Origin of the sequence: Nocardioides alcanivorans (assembly GCF_021555175.1) — a bacterium.
Lineage (GTDB): Bacteria > Actinomycetota > Actinomycetes > Propionibacteriales > Nocardioidaceae > Nocardioides > Nocardioides alcanivorans.
Map to the genome: position 1 here is coordinate 45,996 of NZ_JAKGRW010000004.1, position 16,087 is coordinate 62,082.

A 16,087-nucleotide genomic window follows, 5' to 3' on the forward strand; every position below is an offset into this window, starting at 1 on the left:
GTTTGCGCCATGAGTGCAGCCACCTCCACCAGGACCCGCGCCGACGCGGAGGCCTGGTTCGTCGATCAGGGTCTTCCGTACTTCGTGGATGCCTACCGTGCCCAGGTCCAGGCCGGGTTGCGATGGCCACGCCTGCTTGCCGTGGTGTCCGTGGCCCTCGTGGTCGGCGTACCGGTGGGGTTCCTCGTCGCGACGAGGTCCGGTGAGGCCTCGCTCGGCTTCTCGGCCGGAGTGTCGGCGGCGGGCATCGTGTGCGGTCTCTATGCGCTGTCGACCCTCAAGGCGTGGCTGTGGTTCCGGTGGGGCGTGCAGCAGACGCTGGGGTCACTCGAGCTGTTGGTGCCACTGGTGACCCGGGCGTTGCCGATGCTGCTGCTCTTCGTCACGTTCCTCTTCATCAACGCCGAGGTCTGGCAGGTCGCCGACACCCTCGACGGCGGCGTGATGTGGGGTGCGGTGATGCTGTTCGCCGGTATCGGGGTGCTCTTCCTCCTGAGCCGGCTCCCGGAGGAGATCGACGACTTCGACCAGACCCTGGACGCCGAACGCCTGGTGCGGGCGTGCACCGGCACCCCGCTCGAGGAGGTGGCCGTCGAGCTCGCGGGGTCAGATCACCAGCTGCGTTCGGAGGCCACCGTCACCGGACTGCAACGGGCCAACCTGCTCCTGGTGCTGCTGGTCGCCCAGCTGGTCCAGGTGGTGCTGCTCTCGCTCGCGGTCTTCGCCTTCTTCCTCGCCTTCGGTGCCGTGGCGATGGATGCGGCGGTCATCGAGAGCTGGACCGGCCACGCACCCGCCGAGGTGCTCGGCCCCCTCAACCGCGAGCTCATGCAGGTGTCCGTCTTCCTGGCGGCCTTCAGCGGTCTCTACTTCGCGGTCTATGCGGTCACCGACGAGACCTATCGGCAACAGTTCTTCACGTCCATCACCGACGACCTCCAACGGGCGGTCAGCGCTCGCATCGCCTACCGGTCCCTGGGGGAGTGATCTCGACCGGCCGTGCAGGCCGGGTCGGATCACTCTGAGCGGCTCATACCGGTGCGGGACCGCTCGAGGTCTGTTCCCGGTCGTCGGTCGTCGAGGTCGGCGTGCCCTGCCCCTTGCGCCGGTTGTGCCACCACTCCCAGCCGAGTGGGACGGCGAAGATGCCCATGATCAGCAGTAGCGCGTAGTCGATGTTGGCGCCGAGCGATTCGAACCGAGTGCCCAGGGAGTAGCCGAGCACGGTCAGGCCGGTGACCCAGAGCACGGCACCGATGAAGCTCCAGACCAGGAAGCGACGTCGCTGCATCCGGGTCGCGCCGGCGACCACCGTGATGAAGGTGCGCACGAAGGCGACGAAGCGGCCGATGACCAGGGCCATGCTGCCGCGACGTTCGAAGAAGTCGCTGGTCTGGTGGAAGTACTTCCGTTTGAGGATCCGACCGTCACGCTCATAGAGCGGTGGCCCGATCCGGCGCCCGATCTCGTAGCCGACCACGTTGCCGAGGAACGCCGCCGCAGTGAGGAGGAGCACTGCCACGGGGAGCTGTGCCAGGGGATCGGCGTCGAAGAGCTCGATCTTGCCGGTGGCGAGGAAGAGGCCCACGCTGAACAGCAGGGTGTCGCCGGGCAGGAACGGAAAGAGGAGTCCGCACTCCACGAACACGACGGCCAGGCTGATCCAGAACAGTGCTGGACCGAAGATGTCGAGCCACCACTCGAAGTCCATCCACTCGATGCCGAGGAAGAGGGGGTCAAGGATCACGGCGTCGACCGCCCTGCGGCCGGGGCACCACGCTCGGACGTGTTCGCTGTCACGAAGGAATCTTCTCATCACGGCCGCGAGCTGTGGTCAGGCGGTCGGCGTGGGTCTTGAACCGGGACGGCGGCGGTTCGGTGTTCCTCCGCGACGCCGAACCGCCGCCGTCCTGACGCAGTTTCGCGCGCACGCCACCCGTGTCTGTCACAGTGAGTTCATGGCCTCCTCGCCCGAGCACGCCGCGGCCCTCGATGCGGCTGATCTGCTGGCACACTTCCGGGACCGGTTCGTTGGTGCCGAGTCCGACCTCGTCTACTTCGACGGCAACTCCTTGGGGCGGCCGCTCCGGGTCACTCCGGAGCGGATGGTCGACTTCCTCCAGGAGGAGTGGGGCCGCGGGCTGATTCGCAGCTGGGACGAGGGCTGGTACGACGCCCCGCTCACCCTGGGGGACCGGATCGGCGTCGCCACCCTGGGCGCGGCGTCGGGCCAGACCGTTGTCGGCGACTCCACGTCGGTGCTGCTCTACAAGCTGCTGCGCGCGGCCGTCGACCGCCAGGTGTCCCTGGACCCGCGGCGCCGCGAGATCGTGGTCGACCACGACAACTTCCCGACCGATCGCTACCTGGTCGAGGGCATCGCGGCCGAACGCGGCCTCGAGGTGCGGTGGGTGTCGGCGCCCCGGGATGCGGGGGTGGGTGTCGACGTACTCGGTGAAGCGGTGGGTGAGCAGACCGCCGTCGTCCTGGCCAGCCACGTCGCCTACCAGTCCGGCCACCTGGCAGACGCGGAGGCGATCACCGCGTTGGCACACGAGCACGGCGCCCTCATGGTGCTCGATCTCTGTCACTCCGTGGGGGTGGTGCCACTGCAGCTCGACAGGTGGGGCGTCGATCTCGCCGTCGGATGCACCTACAAGTACCTGAACGGCGGTCCGGGCTCGCCGGCCTTCGGCTACGTCAAGCGCCGGCTCCAGGGCGATCTGGTGCAGCCCCTGCAGGGATGGATGGGGCACGCAGCGCCCTTCGAGATGGCGCCCGGCTACCTTCCGGCAGAGGGCATGCGCCGATTCCTCACCGGCACCCCGCCCATCGTGGCGATGCAGCCGATCGCCGACATGCTCGACCTGATCGAGGAGGCCGGCATCGACGCGCTCCGGGAGAAGTCGGTGGCGCTCACCTCCTACGCGATCGAACTCGCCGACGAGCTGCTCTCCCCGTACGACGTCACGGTCGCGACCCCGCGCGACGCTGCGTCGCGCGGCAGCCACGTGTTGCTGTGCCACCCGCGGATGCAGGAGGCGGTGGCCGGCCTCTGGCAGCGCGACGTCATCCCCGACTTCCGCAATCCCGACGGCCTCCGGGTCGGCCTGTCCCCGTTGTCGACGAGCTTCGCCGAGGTGCACCGGGGCATCGAGGCCGTCGCCAGCGTGCTCGCATGACGTCGGCGGTCCCTCCTCCCGCCGTGTGACAGGCTCGTGCCATGGACCAGCGGATCAGCTTCGTGACCCTGGCGGTGCGTGACCTCGACGCCACACGCCGCTTCTACTGCGACGGCCTGGGCTGGGCGCCCGAACTCGACGTGCCCGGCGAGGTCATCATGATCAAGGCCGGGGAACACCTCGTGCTCTCCCTGTGGGACGCCGAGGCGTTCGAGGCCGAAGTCGGACCGATCACCCGGGGCACCGGCTTACCCCCGATCACGTTGGCCCACAACGTCGCCACCGCAGCGGAGGTCGACTCCGTGCTGGCCGAGGCCGAGCGTGCAGGTGCCGAGGTGCAGGTCGGGCAGCAACGAGAGTGGGGCGGCTACACCGGCTACTTCGCCGACCCCGACGGCTTCCGGTGGGAGATCGCCCAGAACCCCGGCGACATCGGCCGTCTCGTGCTGCCGGACGCCCCCGCATGATCCGCGTCCCCCGAGCGCTCCGCCCCGGTGACCGGATCGGGGTGACCAGCCCGTCCAGCGGCATCGGGGAGGCCTTCGGGCCGCGCCTCGACGTAGCCGTGCGCACCCTCACGGATCGAGGGTTCGTGGTCGAGGTGGGGAGTGCATGGCAGCTGACAGCCATGTCTCCGCGCCGAAGCACCGCCGGGCCGACGAGTTGATGCGGATGCTCCTCGACCCCGCGATCGCCGCGGTCGTGCCGCCCTGGGGCGGCGAGACCGGGATCGACATCCTGGATCTGCTCGACTTCGACGCACTTGCGGCCGCAGAGCCATGCTGGCTCGTCGGCTACTCCGACCTGACCACCGTGATGCTTCCCCTCATGCTCCGGTCGGGCTGGGCCACCCTGCACGGGGGAAACCTCATGGACACGCCCTACCGTGCCGTCGACGGCACGGCTCACTGGACCGACGTCGCCGCGGCCTCCGGGAAGATCGTGCAGCGAGCGCCGGGCAGGTTCCGCAAGGGGTTCGTCGACTACGTCGAGCAGCCCGGGGTCGACCGGTTCGAGCTGAGCGAGCCGGGCGGTTGGAGTGTTCTCGGTGGTGGTGACGTCGACGTGCGCGGCCTCCTCGTGGGCGGTTGTGTCGAGATGCTCAGCCCACTGGCGAGCACGCCGTACGCCGACGTTCCCGGCTTCGCGCGCACCCACGCCGACGACGGGGTGCTGGTCTTCCTCGAGGCATGCGAATGGTCGCCCTTCGACGTGGCCCGGGCACTGCACGCCTTCCGCCTCGCTGGCTGGTTCGACCATGCCAGCGGCGTGCTCATCGGTCGTCCTGCCGCCCCCGACGCCGAGGGATGGAGTCAGAAGGAGGCCGTCGCGGATGCCCTCGGCGGACTCGACGTGCCGGTCGTTCTCGACGTCGACTGCGGCCACGTCGCGCCGCACCTGCCGTTGGTCACCGGCGTGCCCACGCGTGTCACGGTGCGAGACGGTTCCGGGACGGTCAGCCAAATCCTGCCGGGTGAGTAGGGTTTGCGCGGTGACCCCGCGCACCAACGAACACGGCCAGCCCATCGGACCCGCGCTCCAGGACTGGTCTCCCGCACCGTTCCCCGACGTCCGGGTGATGACCGGCAAGCACTGCCGCCTGGAGCCGCTGATGCTGCACCAGACCGAGGAGCTCTACGTCGAGCTCTGCGGCCCGGACGACGATGCCCTGTGGACCTACCTCGGGCACGACAAGCCCGCCGACGAAGCGACGTTCTCCGACCTCGTCGAGGAGTGGGCACTGGCCACCGACCGGGTGACCGTGGTGGTGCGGACGGCGGAGGGCAGGGCCTGCGGTCTCTTCAGCTTCCTGCGGATCGACCCGGCCAACGGTGTGGTCGAGATCGGCTCGATCCTCTTCGGTCGCCGCCTGCAGCGCACCACTGCCGCCACCGAGGCACTCCACCTCGCGGCCAAGCATGTCTTCGACCTCGGCTACCGGCGCTACGAGTGGAAGTGCGACGCGCTCAACGCACCCTCGGTGCGTGCCGCCGAGCGGTTCGGGTTCGTCCGCGAGGGTCTCTTCCGCAAGGCCGTGGTCACCAAGGGGCGCAGTCGCGACACGCTCTGGCTGTCCATCACCGATGAGGAATGGCCCACCCGCCGGGCGGCCCTGGAGGCCTGGCTCGCCCCGGGCAACCACACCCCGACCGGTCAGCGCAAGCGGCTCGAGGAGTTCCGCGAGGAGCGCTGAGTCGGATCCACCGGCCGTGGCGCCCGGACTCCGTGAGCTCCTCCAGCGGGCCGGAGCCTTGCTGCGGAGTCCGTCCCCGGGTCACAGGGTTCGAGGCTTCCCACCTTGTGGTGGGGTGGACGGAGTGGCACCGTGGATGCATGACCCCGATTCCAGTTGTCGACCGTGAACTCCGTTCCGAGTCCGAGGTGCAGGCGGCCGGGCTCGATGACTGGCGCCAGTTGCTGAGCACGTTGGCGGCCCGGTTCGCCACCAAGGACTTCGCGACCGCACTCGCACTGGTCGACGCGATCGGTTCAGCGGCCGAGGAGGTCGACCATCATCCGGACATCGACCTGCGGTGGGGACTGGTCGCGGTACGACTGCGCAGCCACGACGTCAACGGCCTCACCGATCGTGACCTGCGCCTGGCCGCCACGATCAGCGACCTCGCCGCGGAGCACGGTGCGACGCCGGCGCCGCACCAGGTCATGATTGCCGAGGTTGCGCTCGACACTGCCGACGCGAGCCGGATCATCACGTTCTGGCGCGCGCTCTATGCGATCGACGCCGACGGTGCCTCCGACGACGAGGTCACCGATCCCACCGGGCAGCTGCCGACACTGTGGTTCCAGGAGACGGAGGAGCACCCCACACCCCGCCAACGTTTCCATCTCGATGTCTGGGTGCCGGCCGATCGGGCGGAGGAGCGGGTCGCGGCAGTCGTCGCGGCCGGCGGCACGCTGGTCACCGACGAATATGCTCCCAGCTTCTGGGTGCTTGCCGACGCCGATGGCAACAAGGCCTGTGTCTGCACGGTGCTGGCTCGGCATGCGACCACGGACTGATACGAGTGTCCCGAATCGTGGGACAGTGAGACACTTGAGTTGACGTCGGCCAGCGGTCGGGAAACCCTAGGGACCATGCGTTCCCAGATTCTCGTACGCACCCGACGCGGGTGGTGACCGGCTCAGGCCGAATCACACGCGTCGACCCCTCGTCAGCCTGACCTGGCCGAGGGGTTTTTTGTTGGCCGGAGCAGCCCGGTCGGTCGGAAAACCTGAGGAAGAAGGATCATGAGTGAGCAGGACGCAGCCGGTCAGGTGACCGGCGCCCAGAGCCTGATCAAATCGCTGGAGGCAGCCGGCGTCGAAGACATCTTCGGCATCCCCGGTGGCGCCATCCTCCCGGCATATGACCCGCTCTACGACAGCAAGATCCGTCACATCCTGGTGCGCCACGAGCAGGCTGCGGGCCACGCCGCACAGGGCTATGCCGCCGCATCGGGCAAGGTCGGCGTGTGCATGGCGACCTCCGGTCCCGGTGCCACCAACCTGGTCACCCCGCTGGCCGACGCTCACATGGACTCGACGCCACTGGTCGCCATCACCGGCCAGGTGGGCGCCTCCATGATCGGGACCGACGCCTTCCAGGAAGCAGACATCCGCGGCATCACGATGCCGATCACCAAGCACAACTTCCTGGTCACCGACCCCGCCGACATCCCGCGCCGGGTCGCGGAGGCCTTCCACATCGCCTCGACCGGACGTCCCGGCCCCGTGCTGGTCGACGTCGCGAAGTCGGCGCTCCAGTCGATGACCGACTTCGTGTGGCCGACCGAGCTCAACCTCCCCGGCTACCGACCGGTGACCCGCCCCCATGGCAAGCAGATCCGTGAGGCCGCCAAGCTCATTCTCGAGTCGCGCAAGCCCGTGCTGTACGTCGGCGGCGGAGTCATCCGCTCCGGCGCGAGCAAGGAGCTGGCCGCGCTGGCTGCCTTCACCGGCATGCCCGTGATCACCACGCTGATGGCCCGTGGTGCGTTCCCCGACAGCCATCCGCAGCACCTCGGCATGCCCGGCATGCACGGCTCGGTCGCTGCAGTCGCCGGCATGCAGAAGTCCGACCTGATCATCAGTCTCGGCGCTCGCTTCGACGATCGGGTGACCGGCAACCTCGACTCCTTCGCGCCCCACGCCAAGGTCATCCACGCCGACATCGACCCTGCCGAGATCGGCAAGAACCGTGCGGTCGACGTCCCGATCGTCGGCGACTGTCGTGAGGTCCTCATCGACCTGGTCGCCGCCCTCCGCGCCGAGGCCGACCAGGGCCACCAGGGCGACTACGAGGGGTGGGTCGAGTTCCTGTCAGGGGTGAAGGCCAAGTATCCCCTCGGCTACGACGCTCCCGATGAGGGACTTGCGCCGCAGTATGTGCTGCAGCGTCTGGGTGCGATCGCCGGACCGGATGCGATCTACACCTCCGGCGTCGGGCAGCACCAGATGTGGGCTGCCCAGTTCATCAAGTACGAGCGTCCCAACACGTGGCTCAACTCCGGTGGTCTGGGCACGATGGGCTTCTCCGTGCCGGCCGCCATGGGCGCCCAGGTCGCCATGCCCGACCACACCGTCTGGTCGATCGACGGCGACGGTTGCTTCCAGATGACCAACCAGGAGCTGGTCACCTGCGCGATCAACGACATCCCGATCAAGGTCGCCATCATCAACAACGAGTCGCTCGGCATGGTCCGTCAGTGGCAGACGCTGTTCTACAACTCGCGCTACTCCAACACCGACCTGCACTCCAAGCGGATCCCGGACTTCGTGAAGCTCGCCGACGCGATGGGTTGCGTCGGCCTGGCCTGCGAGACGCCGGGTGACGTCGACGCGACGATCCAGAAGGCCATGGAGATCAACGACGCGCCCGTCGTGATCGACTTCCGGGTCAACCGCGACGCCATGGTCTGGCCGATGGTGGCCGCCGGCACCAGCAACGACGACATCAAGTACGCCCGGGACCTGGCCCCGGACTTCGACGACGTGGAGCTCTGAACCGATGACTACCCACACCCTGTCGGTCCTGGTCGAGAACAAGCCGGGCGTGCTCGCCCGCATCGCCGGACTCTTCAGCCGCCGCGGCTTCAACATCGACAGCCTTGCGGTCGGCCCGACCGAACACGAGGACATCTCCCGGATGACCATCGTGGTCAACGTGGAGGGAAGCCCCTCGAGCAGGTCACCAAGCAGCTCAACAAGCTCGTCGAGGTCATCAAGATCGTCGAGCTCGACCAGTCCGCCTCGATCAGCAAGGAACTCCTCCTGGTCAAGGTGCGCGCCGATGCCGAGACCCGGGGTCAGGTGCTCGACGCCGCGCAGATCTTCAAGGCCAAGGTGGTCGACGTCTCCGTCGATGCCCTGACCATCCAGGTCACCGGCAACGCCGACAAACTCGTGGACTTCCTGAAGGTCATGGAGCCCTTCGGCATCCGCGAGCTCGTCCAGTCCGGCGTCGTGGCCATCGGTCGCGGCTCCCGGTCGATCACCGAACGCTCGTTGCGACCGGTCGCCGTACCGGCCCCGCCGCCGGCCGTCGGCTGACCCACCCACCGGTCGTCACCAGCCGGTGACGACAATGAAGCAAGCACTGAGAGTCACCCCAACACCTAAGGAGAGCCCCCGTGGCTGAGATGTACTACGACGACGACGCCGACCTGACCCTGATCCAGGGCAAGAACGTCGCGGTGATCGGCTACGGCAGCCAGGGCCACGCCCACGCGCTCAACCTGCGTGACTCGGGTGTCGACGTCCGCATCGGTCTGCCGGAGGGCTCCAAGAGCCGCGCCAAGGCGGAGGACGCGGGCTTCCGTGTGCTCACCCCGGCCGAGGCCGTCGAGGAGTCCGACGTCATCGTCATCCTCGCTCCCGACCAGCACCAGCGTGGTCTCTACAAGGAGTCCATCGAGCCCAACCTGACCGAGGGCGACACCCTGGTGTTCGGCCACGGCTTCAACATCCGCTTCGGCTACATCGAGGTGCCTGCCGGCGTCGACGTGATCATGGTCGCCCCGAAGGCTCCGGGTCACACCGTGCGTCGTGAGTACGTCGCTGGCCGGGGCATCCCCGACATCATCGCCGTCGAGCAGGACGCGTCGGGTTCGGCCTGGGAGCTCGCCAAGTCCTACGCCAAGGGCATCGGCGGCACCCGCGCGGGCGTCATCAAGACGACCTTCACCGAAGAGACCGAGACCGACCTGTTCGGTGAGCAGGCCGTCCTCTGCGGTGGTGTCTCCCAGCTCGTGCAGTACGGCTTCGAGACCCTGTCCGAGGCCGGCTACCAGCCGGAGATCGCCTACTTCGAGGTGCTCCACGAGCTGAAGCTCATCGTCGACCTCATGTGGGAGGGCGGCATCGCCAAGCAGCGTTGGAGCGTCTCCGACACCGCTGAGTACGGCGACTACGTCTCCGGCCCGCGGGTCATCGACCCGAGCGTGAAGGACAACATGAAGGCCGTCCTCGCCGACATCCAGTCCGGTGCGTTCGCCAAGCGCTTCATCGACGACCAGGACAACGGCGCCAAGGAGTTCAACGAGCTCCGTGCGAAGGCCGCTGCCCACCCGATCGAGGCCACCGGCAAGGAGCTGCGCTCGCACTTCTCCTGGAAGCAGCAGGACGCCGACTACACCGACGGCTCCGCCGCTCGCTGAGCAAGCCGTCAACGACGAAGCTGACATGCAGAAGGGCCCGGGAGCGATCCCGGGCCCTTCTGCCGTCCTGACGGCAGCGGGTCACATCCACTTCTTCTGTTTGAACACGACATACAACGTGACGGCGAGGGCGACCATCGCCGTCACGGCGAGCGGATAGCCGAGGGACCAGTGCAACTCGGGCATGCTGTCGAAGTTCATGCCGTAGACGGCGCCGATCAGGGTGGGAGCGAACAGGATCGCCGCCCACCCGGAGATCTTCTTCATGTCCTCGTTCTGCCGCTGGGCGACCAATGTCGCATTGACGTCCAGGATCTGGGAGAGGGCGGCACGTAGCTCGAGGACACGAGTCTGGGCTCGGGTGAGGTGGTCGGATACGTCCTGGAGATATGCCTGCAGGGGTTCCGGGATCCCGTGCCGGTCGAAACCGCTCATCAGTGCCACCAACACCTCGGACAGGGACGAGATCGCGTGCTCGAGGTCGATGACCTCCTGGCTGAGGCGATAGATGCGCTCCGCCACCGCTGCGTCACCGCTGAACACCTGTCGCTCGATCTGCTCCTTGTCGACGGCGAGCCCGCGCAGCACCGGCGTGTAGCCGTCCACGACGGCATCGAGCAGGCGATAGAGGACGGCCTCCGGGCCGAGACGGAGGAGCTGCTGGTCGTCGAGCAGCGTGGAGTCACCGCGCGCCACGACATCGACGTCACTCTCGGGGAGCGTGGATGCATCGGCGCCGTCGATCCAACGACCGTCCTGGCAGAGCACCGTGATGGCTCGCGAGCGCACCAGCACGTGGAACTCGGAGAAGTCAACGTCCTCTGTCTCGTCGAGATACCTCGCCGAGCGTACGACGAGGAAGAGGACATCGTCGTACCGCTCCAGCTTCGGTCGTTGTCCACCGTGGCGCAGGTCCTCAGCCAGGACCGGGTGCAGGTCCCAGGCCTCGGCGAGCTCATCGATCTCCTCCGCGGTCGGCGCGGGGAAGAGGCACAGGACCATTCGGTCCGGTTCCTCATGGGCGAACCGGAGTGCTTCGGCGACACCCACCCGGTCCGGGGCCGGGGACAGCCGCCCGTCGATGAGGTAGCGAGTGCGGCGGGCCGTGCCCGTGGGGCCGGTCGAGGGGGCGGGTGCGTCCCGAGTCCGGAACAGCCCGCTGCGGCGAGAGAGCGACCGGTCGTGCCCCTTGTTGGCCATCGCATCCTCGTTCTCGCTTCCCGGACCTGACCACCGTCACGATACTGGTCGACTCACTGACGCGAAGCCTCGAGCCGGGCGCAGGGGAACTGGTGCCGGTGATCGGTCACGTGGCCGGCAGGGCCGGACTGCTTGCTCTAGATTGCCCGCCATGGACCTGGTTGCGATCGAATCAATCCGTCAGCTGAAGTACCGCTACTTCCGCACCCTCGACAACAAGCAGTGGGACCAGTTCGGGGACTGCCTCGCGGAGGACATCCGGGCGGACTACGGCACCAAGGCGATGGGCAAGCCGCTCCACTTCGAGAGCCGTGCCGAAGTGGTGGCCTACATGGCCAAGCACATGACCGACTCGTTGGCCACGATGCACGTGGCACAGCACCCGGAGATCACCGTCGACGGCGACACCGCGTCGGCCACCTGGGCCTTCGAGGACACGGTCATCGCCTCCCACTACAACTGCCTGATCCGCGGCGCCGGCTACTACACCGACACCTACCGCCTGGACGCCGACGGTCAGTGGCGGATCACCTCCACGGAGTACGAGCGCCTCTACGAATACATGACCTCGCTGGAGGACACGCCCAGCTTCAAGTTCCTCGCCAACAAGTGGGCCTGACCTCACTGGACACCACACCTAGCCGACGCCTGGAGCCCGGTCGCCCTCGTCCTCACGCTCGTCGAGGTCGATCCGGCGGGTGATCGCGAGATCCGCGAGGAAGCTCTCGTCGTGGGAGACCACGAGGAGAGCGCCCTCGTAGGACTCGAGCGCCTCGACCAACTGCCGCACGCTCGCGAGGTCGAGGTTGTTGGTCGGCTCATCGAGCACCAGCAACCTCGGCGCGGGTTGGGCGAGCAGGACACAGGCCAAGGTGGCACGCAGCAGTTCTCCACCGGACAGGACACCGACACTCCGATCGGCATCACGACCCCGGAAGAGGAATCGCGCGAGCTGGGCCCGGACCTCCTGATGGGTGGACTCCGGCGCCAGCATCCGGGCGTTCTCGATCACCGAGAGCTCGGGGTCGAGCACGTCGAGACGCTGGGGGACGAAGCGGGTCGGCACGGTCCGGCGTACCGAACCTGAGATCGGCGAGAGGTCGCCGACCAGGGTCTGCAGCAGCGTGGTCTTGCCACTGCCGTTGCTGCCCACCACCGCGATGCGCTCGGGGCCGGAGACCGAGAAGGTGAAGGTGGCTCCGGTGCGGATCTCGACCTCGTCCAGGGTGACGACATGCTGCCCTCGGTGGACGGTGGTGGCCGGCAGCGCGACGGAGATCTCGCGGTCGGTGCGTACGCCGTCGCGCGCCTCGTCGAGACGGCTGCGGGCCTCGTCGAGCCGCTGCTCGTGCACGCCGCGGATGCGTCCGGCCGACTCCTCGGCGGACCGCTTGCGTGCTCCGGCAAGGATCTTGGGGAGCGAGCCGCTCTCCTGCACCTTGCGTCCTTGCTTGGCCCGTCGAGCGATGGCGGTCTGGGCGCCCATGAGCTGCTGGTGCTGCTTGCGGACCTGGGCCCTGGCCTCCACCACCGCTTGCTCGGCCGCCGCCTGCTCGGCCGCAACCTGCGCCTCGTAGGCGCTCCAGCCGCCGCCGTACCAAGCGACGCTCCGTACGCCCGCGCCGTCGGCACCAGGGCGCACCTCGGCGATCCGGTCGACGTGCTCGAGCAGCTCGCGGTCATGACTCACCACGACGAGGGTGCCGCGGAAACCGGCAACCAGGTCATGCACGCGGATCCGGGCGGCGCGGTCGAGGTTGTTGGTGGGCTCGTCGAGGAGCAGGACGTCGGGACGCGACAGCAGCAGCGCGGCCATGCTGAGTTGCATGGCCTCCCCGCCGGAGAGGTCGCCGATGCGCCGATCGAGCACGTCGTCCGGGAGACCGACGCGGGCGAGCTCAGCCACCGCTCGTTCGTCGATGTCCCAGTCGTCCCCGATCACGTCGAAGTGAGCAGGGTCGGCGTCACCCGACTCGACTGACCTGATCGCGGCGCGCACGGAGGCGATGCCGAGGTGCTCGTCGACCGGGGTGGAGGCGTGCAGGGGGAGGTCCTGGCGCAGCCAGCCGACGGCCCCCGACATCTGGACGGTGCCCCGGGTGGGGGTGAGGTCGCCAGCCATGAGGCGCAGCAAGGTGGTCTTGCCGGTCCCGTTGGCGCCGACGAGTCCGGTCCGACCCGGGGGACCTGGAGGTCGAGTTCGTCGAAGAGCGGACTGCCGTCGGGCCAGTTCCAGGTGATGCCGTGAAGGGTGAGGGCGGGTTGGGTCATGGTCGCTCCTGAGCGTGCGAGAGGGGCCACGAGACGCGTGGCCGAGGATCGGGGCACGACTCAACCGAGCAAACCTGCACCTTCCGTCGGCAATGGGACAGCGACGAGGCTAACGCCGCCCCACAGGGCGTGACAACCGGTTTTCGGCGTCCCCCGCCCGACGGCAGGTGGGAACAAGGCGGCGAAGGCAGGCGTTGGGCCCACCATGAGGATCGATGTGTGGTCAGACGTGGTGTGTCCGTGGTGCTACATCGGGAAGCGTCGTCTCGAGAAGGCTCTCGAGAGCTTCCCGCACGCCGCTGAGGTGGAGGTCGTGTGGCACTCCTACCAGCTCGACCCGGGCGCACCGACCGAAGGTGCTGAGCGCAGTTCCGACATGCTCGCCCGCAAGTACGGCGGCGGTCCCGACGCGATCCGGCAGATGCAGGACCGGGTCGAGGCGGCCGCTGCGGAGGAGGGACTCCTCTACCGGCTGGGCGAGACCCTGCACGTCAACACTCTCGACGCCCATCGCCTGCTGCACCTGGCACTCGAGGTGGGCGGGAGCGAGTTGCAAGGAGCGCTCAAGGAGGCGCTGCTGGCGGCGTACTTCCTCGAGGCGCGCAACGTCGCCGACCATGCGGTGCTGACCGACATCGCGACCGCGTCGGGCCTGCCCGCAGACCGAGTCACTGCGGTGCTCACCGGCACCGAACACGTCGACGACGTCCATGCCGACATCGCTCAGGCACAGGCCTTCGGCTCCACCGGCGTGCCGTTCTTCGTGATCGACGAGAAGTACGGCGTCTCTGGTGCCCAGCCGGCAGAGCTCTTTGGCCAAGCACTCGCCAAGGCGTGGGACGAGAAGCATCCGACCATCCAGGTGCTCGGCTCCGATGACGCCGACGCATGTGGTCCTGACGGCTGCGCGATCTGATCGGCCGCTGCGTTCATCCCCTCAGCTCGGGAGCGACGCTGTCTTGATCGTGAACAGCTCGGCCGGGTTCTGCTCCAGCAGGGCCAGCGCCCGGCCCGGCTCCACGCCGGCAGCGTCCAGCGCGGGCAGCACCTCACGGTGGATGAAGCTGAAGTCGACCCCGTCGGCCAGCGGGTCGTGGGACACGAAGTCCTGCCAGGTCCCGAACACGCCCCAGTAGGTGGCCAGGTCGTGGGAGAGCAGCAGCCGATCAGCATGGCCGCGTGCGCACAGCTCGGCGATCGTCGCCACCCGGTCCGTGAGGCTGTTGCTCACCGCACAGTGCCCGAAGCGATCCATGCCGAGGTAGCACCCCCGCCGCAGCAGGCGTTCGAGGTAGTCGAGGTCGTTGGTGTCACCGCTGTGACCGAGGACCACCTGGGAGGCGGCAGCACCAGCCTCCTCGAGGAGGTCCAGGATCCCTTCTCCGTTGGCCGCGGAGGTGTGGTGGTGGGCGAAGATCGGCAGGCCCTGCTCGGCAGCGACACGACCGACGGCTCGTAACACCTTCTCCTGGACCGGTGTGATCGCGTTGTCGGCGCAGGCCACCTTCATGATGCCGGGACGGATGTCGGTGCCCGCGATCCCGTCTCGGCACTCGGTGCTCAGCCACTCGTGGATCTCGTCAGGGCTGCGATAGGTGAGATAGACCTCGTCCTGGAAGTAGAAGCCACTGGAGACGATGAAGTTGAGCCCGGTGCGTTCGGCCACCTCACGAACCAGCCGTACGTCGCGGCCCATGTTCACCGGGGTGCCGTCAACGATCGTGCGAACCCCGTGGTCTCGCGCCTTCAGGAAGTGTTCGACGGCTCGGTCGGCGACGAGGTCGTGCTGGTAGAAGCGCTCTCCGAACGCCATCCGCAGCGACCAGTCCGCCGTGACGATGTGCTCGTGGACGAGGGTCTGTCCCAGCTCAGCGACATCGAGTTCTCCGAGGACTCCGTGCACCTTCATGGGGAACTCCTTGGCTGCAGGGGACTGGACCGCTCGTCGGCCCGTGTGACGCGCGTCAGGCTAGCCGGGCGGGATCGGTCGATCTGTGGGATTCCAGTCCAGCGGAACTCGGCCGGCGTCGGTGGCGCGGGTGGCGCCGCACGGTGGTACGGAAGTCGACCACGTCGGCGACGTGCTGGCGTCCTTCGACCTGCTGGCGCATGAGAAGGGGTGGGAGCCAGATGAGGAAGTTGTCATGTAGCCCGGTTCGGCGTGATTCCGCAGCGCTGATCGGGCAGGCTCGAACCATGAGGACCCACACGAAGTTCCTGATTGCGCCTGCCACAGCCGCGGTGCTGGTGCTCGCCCTGGCTGCCTGCGGCGACGATGACGGTGACACGGACGGACGGCAGTCGACCGGCGATCCGTCCAGCGTCACCGACACCGCCACCGACGCGAGCACCGAAGCCGGTGCCGTGGACAGCGCCCTGGCGGCGATCTCGGCAGCGGAGGAAGCGACAGGAGGAACGGCCTACGAGATCTCCGAGGAGGACGGCGGCTGGGAGATCGACGTGGCCGTCGGAGACCGCAGCCACGAGGTTCGCCTGGGTGCGGACGGCGCAGTGATCAGCTCCGATGACGACGGCAACCTCGACCGTGACGATCGAGAGGGTCTGGCGGCGGCACGGATCAGCATCGTGGACGCCATCGAAGCCGCGGTCGGCACCGAACCCGCTGGCCGCCTCGACGACGTGAGCCTGGAGCGTGAACGGAACGGTCACGTCTGGGAGGTCACCTTCGACGACGGCAACGTCGACAACGAGATCCATGTCGATGTGGTCACCGGCGAAGTGGTCCGCACCGGCGTCGACGACTGAGCGGCAGTGGCG

At 68.0% G+C, this 16,087-nt stretch carries 15 protein-coding genes and 1 pseudogene; 12 read left to right on the plus strand and 4 right to left on the minus strand.

Annotated features, from left to right (window positions below; genetic code table 11):
- Window positions 1–9: 9 nt before the first annotated feature.
- Window positions 10–987: a hypothetical protein gene (locus L1066_RS01935; protein ID WP_235734686.1), complete on the plus strand. Its 978-nt coding sequence runs from the start codon at window positions 10–12 to the stop codon at window positions 985–987.
- 43 nt (window positions 988–1,030) lie between these two features.
- Here L1066_RS01935 and L1066_RS01940 read toward each other — a convergent pair whose 3' ends face one another.
- On the minus strand, window positions 1,031–1,747 hold the full coding sequence (locus L1066_RS01940; RefSeq protein ID WP_235734688.1) for a DedA family protein: 717 nt from the start codon (window positions 1,745–1,747) through the stop codon (window positions 1,031–1,033).
- A 211-nt stretch (window positions 1,748–1,958) separates the two neighbouring features.
- Here L1066_RS01940 and kynU point away from each other — a divergent pair, with 211 nt between their 5' ends.
- From kynU to ilvC, 8 genes and pseudogenes are all read left to right on the plus strand, one after another.
- On the plus strand, window positions 1,959–3,182 hold the full coding sequence (gene kynU, locus L1066_RS01945) for a kynureninase (RefSeq protein ID WP_235734690.1): 1,224 nt from the start codon (window positions 1,959–1,961) through the stop codon (window positions 3,180–3,182).
- 41 nt (window positions 3,183–3,223) lie between these two features.
- A complete protein-coding gene (locus tag L1066_RS01950; RefSeq protein ID WP_235734692.1) occupies window positions 3,224–3,649 on the plus strand; it encodes a VOC family protein in 426 nt (141 codons plus the stop codon).
- Window positions 3,650–3,794: 145 nt separating this feature from the next.
- Window positions 3,795–4,664, plus strand: a complete 870-nt coding sequence (locus L1066_RS01955) for an LD-carboxypeptidase (RefSeq protein ID WP_235734694.1) — start codon at window positions 3,795–3,797, stop codon at window positions 4,662–4,664.
- A 10-nt stretch (window positions 4,665–4,674) separates the two neighbouring features.
- A complete protein-coding gene (locus tag L1066_RS01960) occupies window positions 4,675–5,376 on the plus strand; it encodes a GNAT family N-acetyltransferase (RefSeq protein WP_235734696.1) in 702 nt (233 codons plus the stop codon).
- 140 nt (window positions 5,377–5,516) lie between these two features.
- Window positions 5,517–6,203 carry a 4a-hydroxytetrahydrobiopterin dehydratase gene (locus L1066_RS01965; RefSeq protein WP_235734698.1) on the plus strand — a complete coding sequence of 229 codons (687 nt, stop codon included), beginning with the start codon at window positions 5,517–5,519 and terminating at the stop codon, window positions 6,201–6,203.
- A 228-nt stretch (window positions 6,204–6,431) separates the two neighbouring features.
- Window positions 6,432–8,186, plus strand: a complete 1,755-nt coding sequence (locus tag L1066_RS01970) for an acetolactate synthase large subunit (protein ID WP_235734699.1) — start codon at window positions 6,432–6,434, stop codon at window positions 8,184–8,186.
- A gap of 4 nt (window positions 8,187–8,190) precedes the next feature.
- A pseudogene (ilvN, locus tag L1066_RS01975) lies at window positions 8,191–8,732 on the plus strand (acetolactate synthase small subunit).
- Window positions 8,733–8,812: 80 nt separating this feature from the next.
- Window positions 8,813–9,838, plus strand: a complete 1,026-nt coding sequence (gene ilvC, locus L1066_RS01980; RefSeq protein ID WP_312006769.1) for a ketol-acid reductoisomerase — start codon at window positions 8,813–8,815, stop codon at window positions 9,836–9,838.
- Between the two features lie 81 nt (window positions 9,839–9,919).
- Here ilvC and L1066_RS01985 read toward each other — a convergent pair whose 3' ends face one another.
- The gene (locus L1066_RS01985; RefSeq protein ID WP_235734700.1) at window positions 9,920–11,038 is read right to left on the minus strand and encodes a magnesium and cobalt transport protein CorA; all 1,119 of its coding nucleotides are present in this window, start codon (window positions 11,036–11,038) and stop codon (window positions 9,920–9,922) included.
- Window positions 11,039–11,189: 151 nt separating this feature from the next.
- Here L1066_RS01985 and L1066_RS01990 point away from each other — a divergent pair, with 151 nt between their 5' ends.
- The gene (locus tag L1066_RS01990) at window positions 11,190–11,657 is read left to right on the plus strand and encodes a nuclear transport factor 2 family protein (protein WP_235734701.1); all 468 of its coding nucleotides are present in this window, start codon (window positions 11,190–11,192) and stop codon (window positions 11,655–11,657) included.
- An 18-nt stretch (window positions 11,658–11,675) separates the two neighbouring features.
- On the opposite strand, the gene L1066_RS01995 is transcribed toward L1066_RS01990, so the two are convergent.
- A complete protein-coding gene (locus tag L1066_RS01995) occupies window positions 11,676–13,160 on the minus strand; it encodes an ABC-F family ATP-binding cassette domain-containing protein (RefSeq protein ID WP_235734702.1) in 1,485 nt (494 codons plus the stop codon).
- Between the two features lie 354 nt (window positions 13,161–13,514).
- Between L1066_RS01995 and L1066_RS02000 the strand changes: the two genes are divergently transcribed.
- Window positions 13,515–14,225 carry a DsbA family oxidoreductase gene (locus L1066_RS02000; RefSeq protein WP_235734704.1) on the plus strand — a complete coding sequence of 237 codons (711 nt, stop codon included), beginning with the start codon at window positions 13,515–13,517 and terminating at the stop codon, window positions 14,223–14,225.
- 21 nt (window positions 14,226–14,246) lie between these two features.
- Here the strand turns inward: L1066_RS02000 and L1066_RS02005 are convergent, their stop codons facing one another.
- On the minus strand, window positions 14,247–15,218 hold the full coding sequence (locus tag L1066_RS02005) for a phosphotriesterase family protein (RefSeq protein ID WP_235734705.1): 972 nt from the start codon (window positions 15,216–15,218) through the stop codon (window positions 14,247–14,249).
- 287 nt (window positions 15,219–15,505) lie between these two features.
- Between L1066_RS02005 and L1066_RS02010 the strand changes: the two genes are divergently transcribed.
- Window positions 15,506–16,075: a PepSY domain-containing protein gene (locus L1066_RS02010; RefSeq protein ID WP_235734707.1), complete on the plus strand. Its 570-nt coding sequence runs from the start codon at window positions 15,506–15,508 to the stop codon at window positions 16,073–16,075.
- The last annotated feature ends 12 nt before the right edge of the window (window positions 16,076–16,087 follow it).

What these genes read in the sequence shown, in the direction of transcription:
- L1066_RS01935 (WP_235734686.1), top strand. Translation starts at nt 10, where the DNA reads ATGAGTGCAGCCACCTCCACCAGGACCCGCGCCGACGCGGAGGCCTGG.
- kynU (WP_235734690.1), top strand. Translation starts at nt 1,959, where the DNA reads ATGGCCTCCTCGCCCGAGCACGCCGCGGCCCTCGATGCGGCTGATCTG.
- L1066_RS01950 (WP_235734692.1), top strand. Translation starts at nt 3,224, where the DNA reads ATGGACCAGCGGATCAGCTTCGTGACCCTGGCGGTGCGTGACCTCGAC.
- L1066_RS01955 (WP_235734694.1), top strand. Translation starts at nt 3,795, where the DNA reads ATGGCAGCTGACAGCCATGTCTCCGCGCCGAAGCACCGCCGGGCCGAC.
- L1066_RS01965 (WP_235734698.1), top strand. Translation starts at nt 5,517, where the DNA reads ATGACCCCGATTCCAGTTGTCGACCGTGAACTCCGTTCCGAGTCCGAG.
- L1066_RS01970 (WP_235734699.1), top strand. Translation starts at nt 6,432, where the DNA reads ATGAGTGAGCAGGACGCAGCCGGTCAGGTGACCGGCGCCCAGAGCCTG.
- L1066_RS01985 (WP_235734700.1), bottom strand. Translation starts at nt 11,038, where the DNA reads ATGGCCAACAAGGGGCACGACCGGTCGCTCTCTCGCCGCAGCGGGCTG.
- L1066_RS01990 (WP_235734701.1), top strand. Translation starts at nt 11,190, where the DNA reads ATGGACCTGGTTGCGATCGAATCAATCCGTCAGCTGAAGTACCGCTAC.
- L1066_RS01995 (WP_235734702.1), bottom strand. Translation starts at nt 13,160, where the DNA reads ATGGCTGGCGACCTCACCCCCACCCGGGGCACCGTCCAGATGTCGGGG.
- L1066_RS02000 (WP_235734704.1), top strand. Translation starts at nt 13,515, where the DNA reads ATGAGGATCGATGTGTGGTCAGACGTGGTGTGTCCGTGGTGCTACATC.
- L1066_RS02005 (WP_235734705.1), bottom strand. Translation starts at nt 15,218, where the DNA reads ATGAAGGTGCACGGAGTCCTCGGAGAACTCGATGTCGCTGAGCTGGGA.
- L1066_RS02010 (WP_235734707.1), top strand. Translation starts at nt 15,506, where the DNA reads ATGAGGACCCACACGAAGTTCCTGATTGCGCCTGCCACAGCCGCGGTG.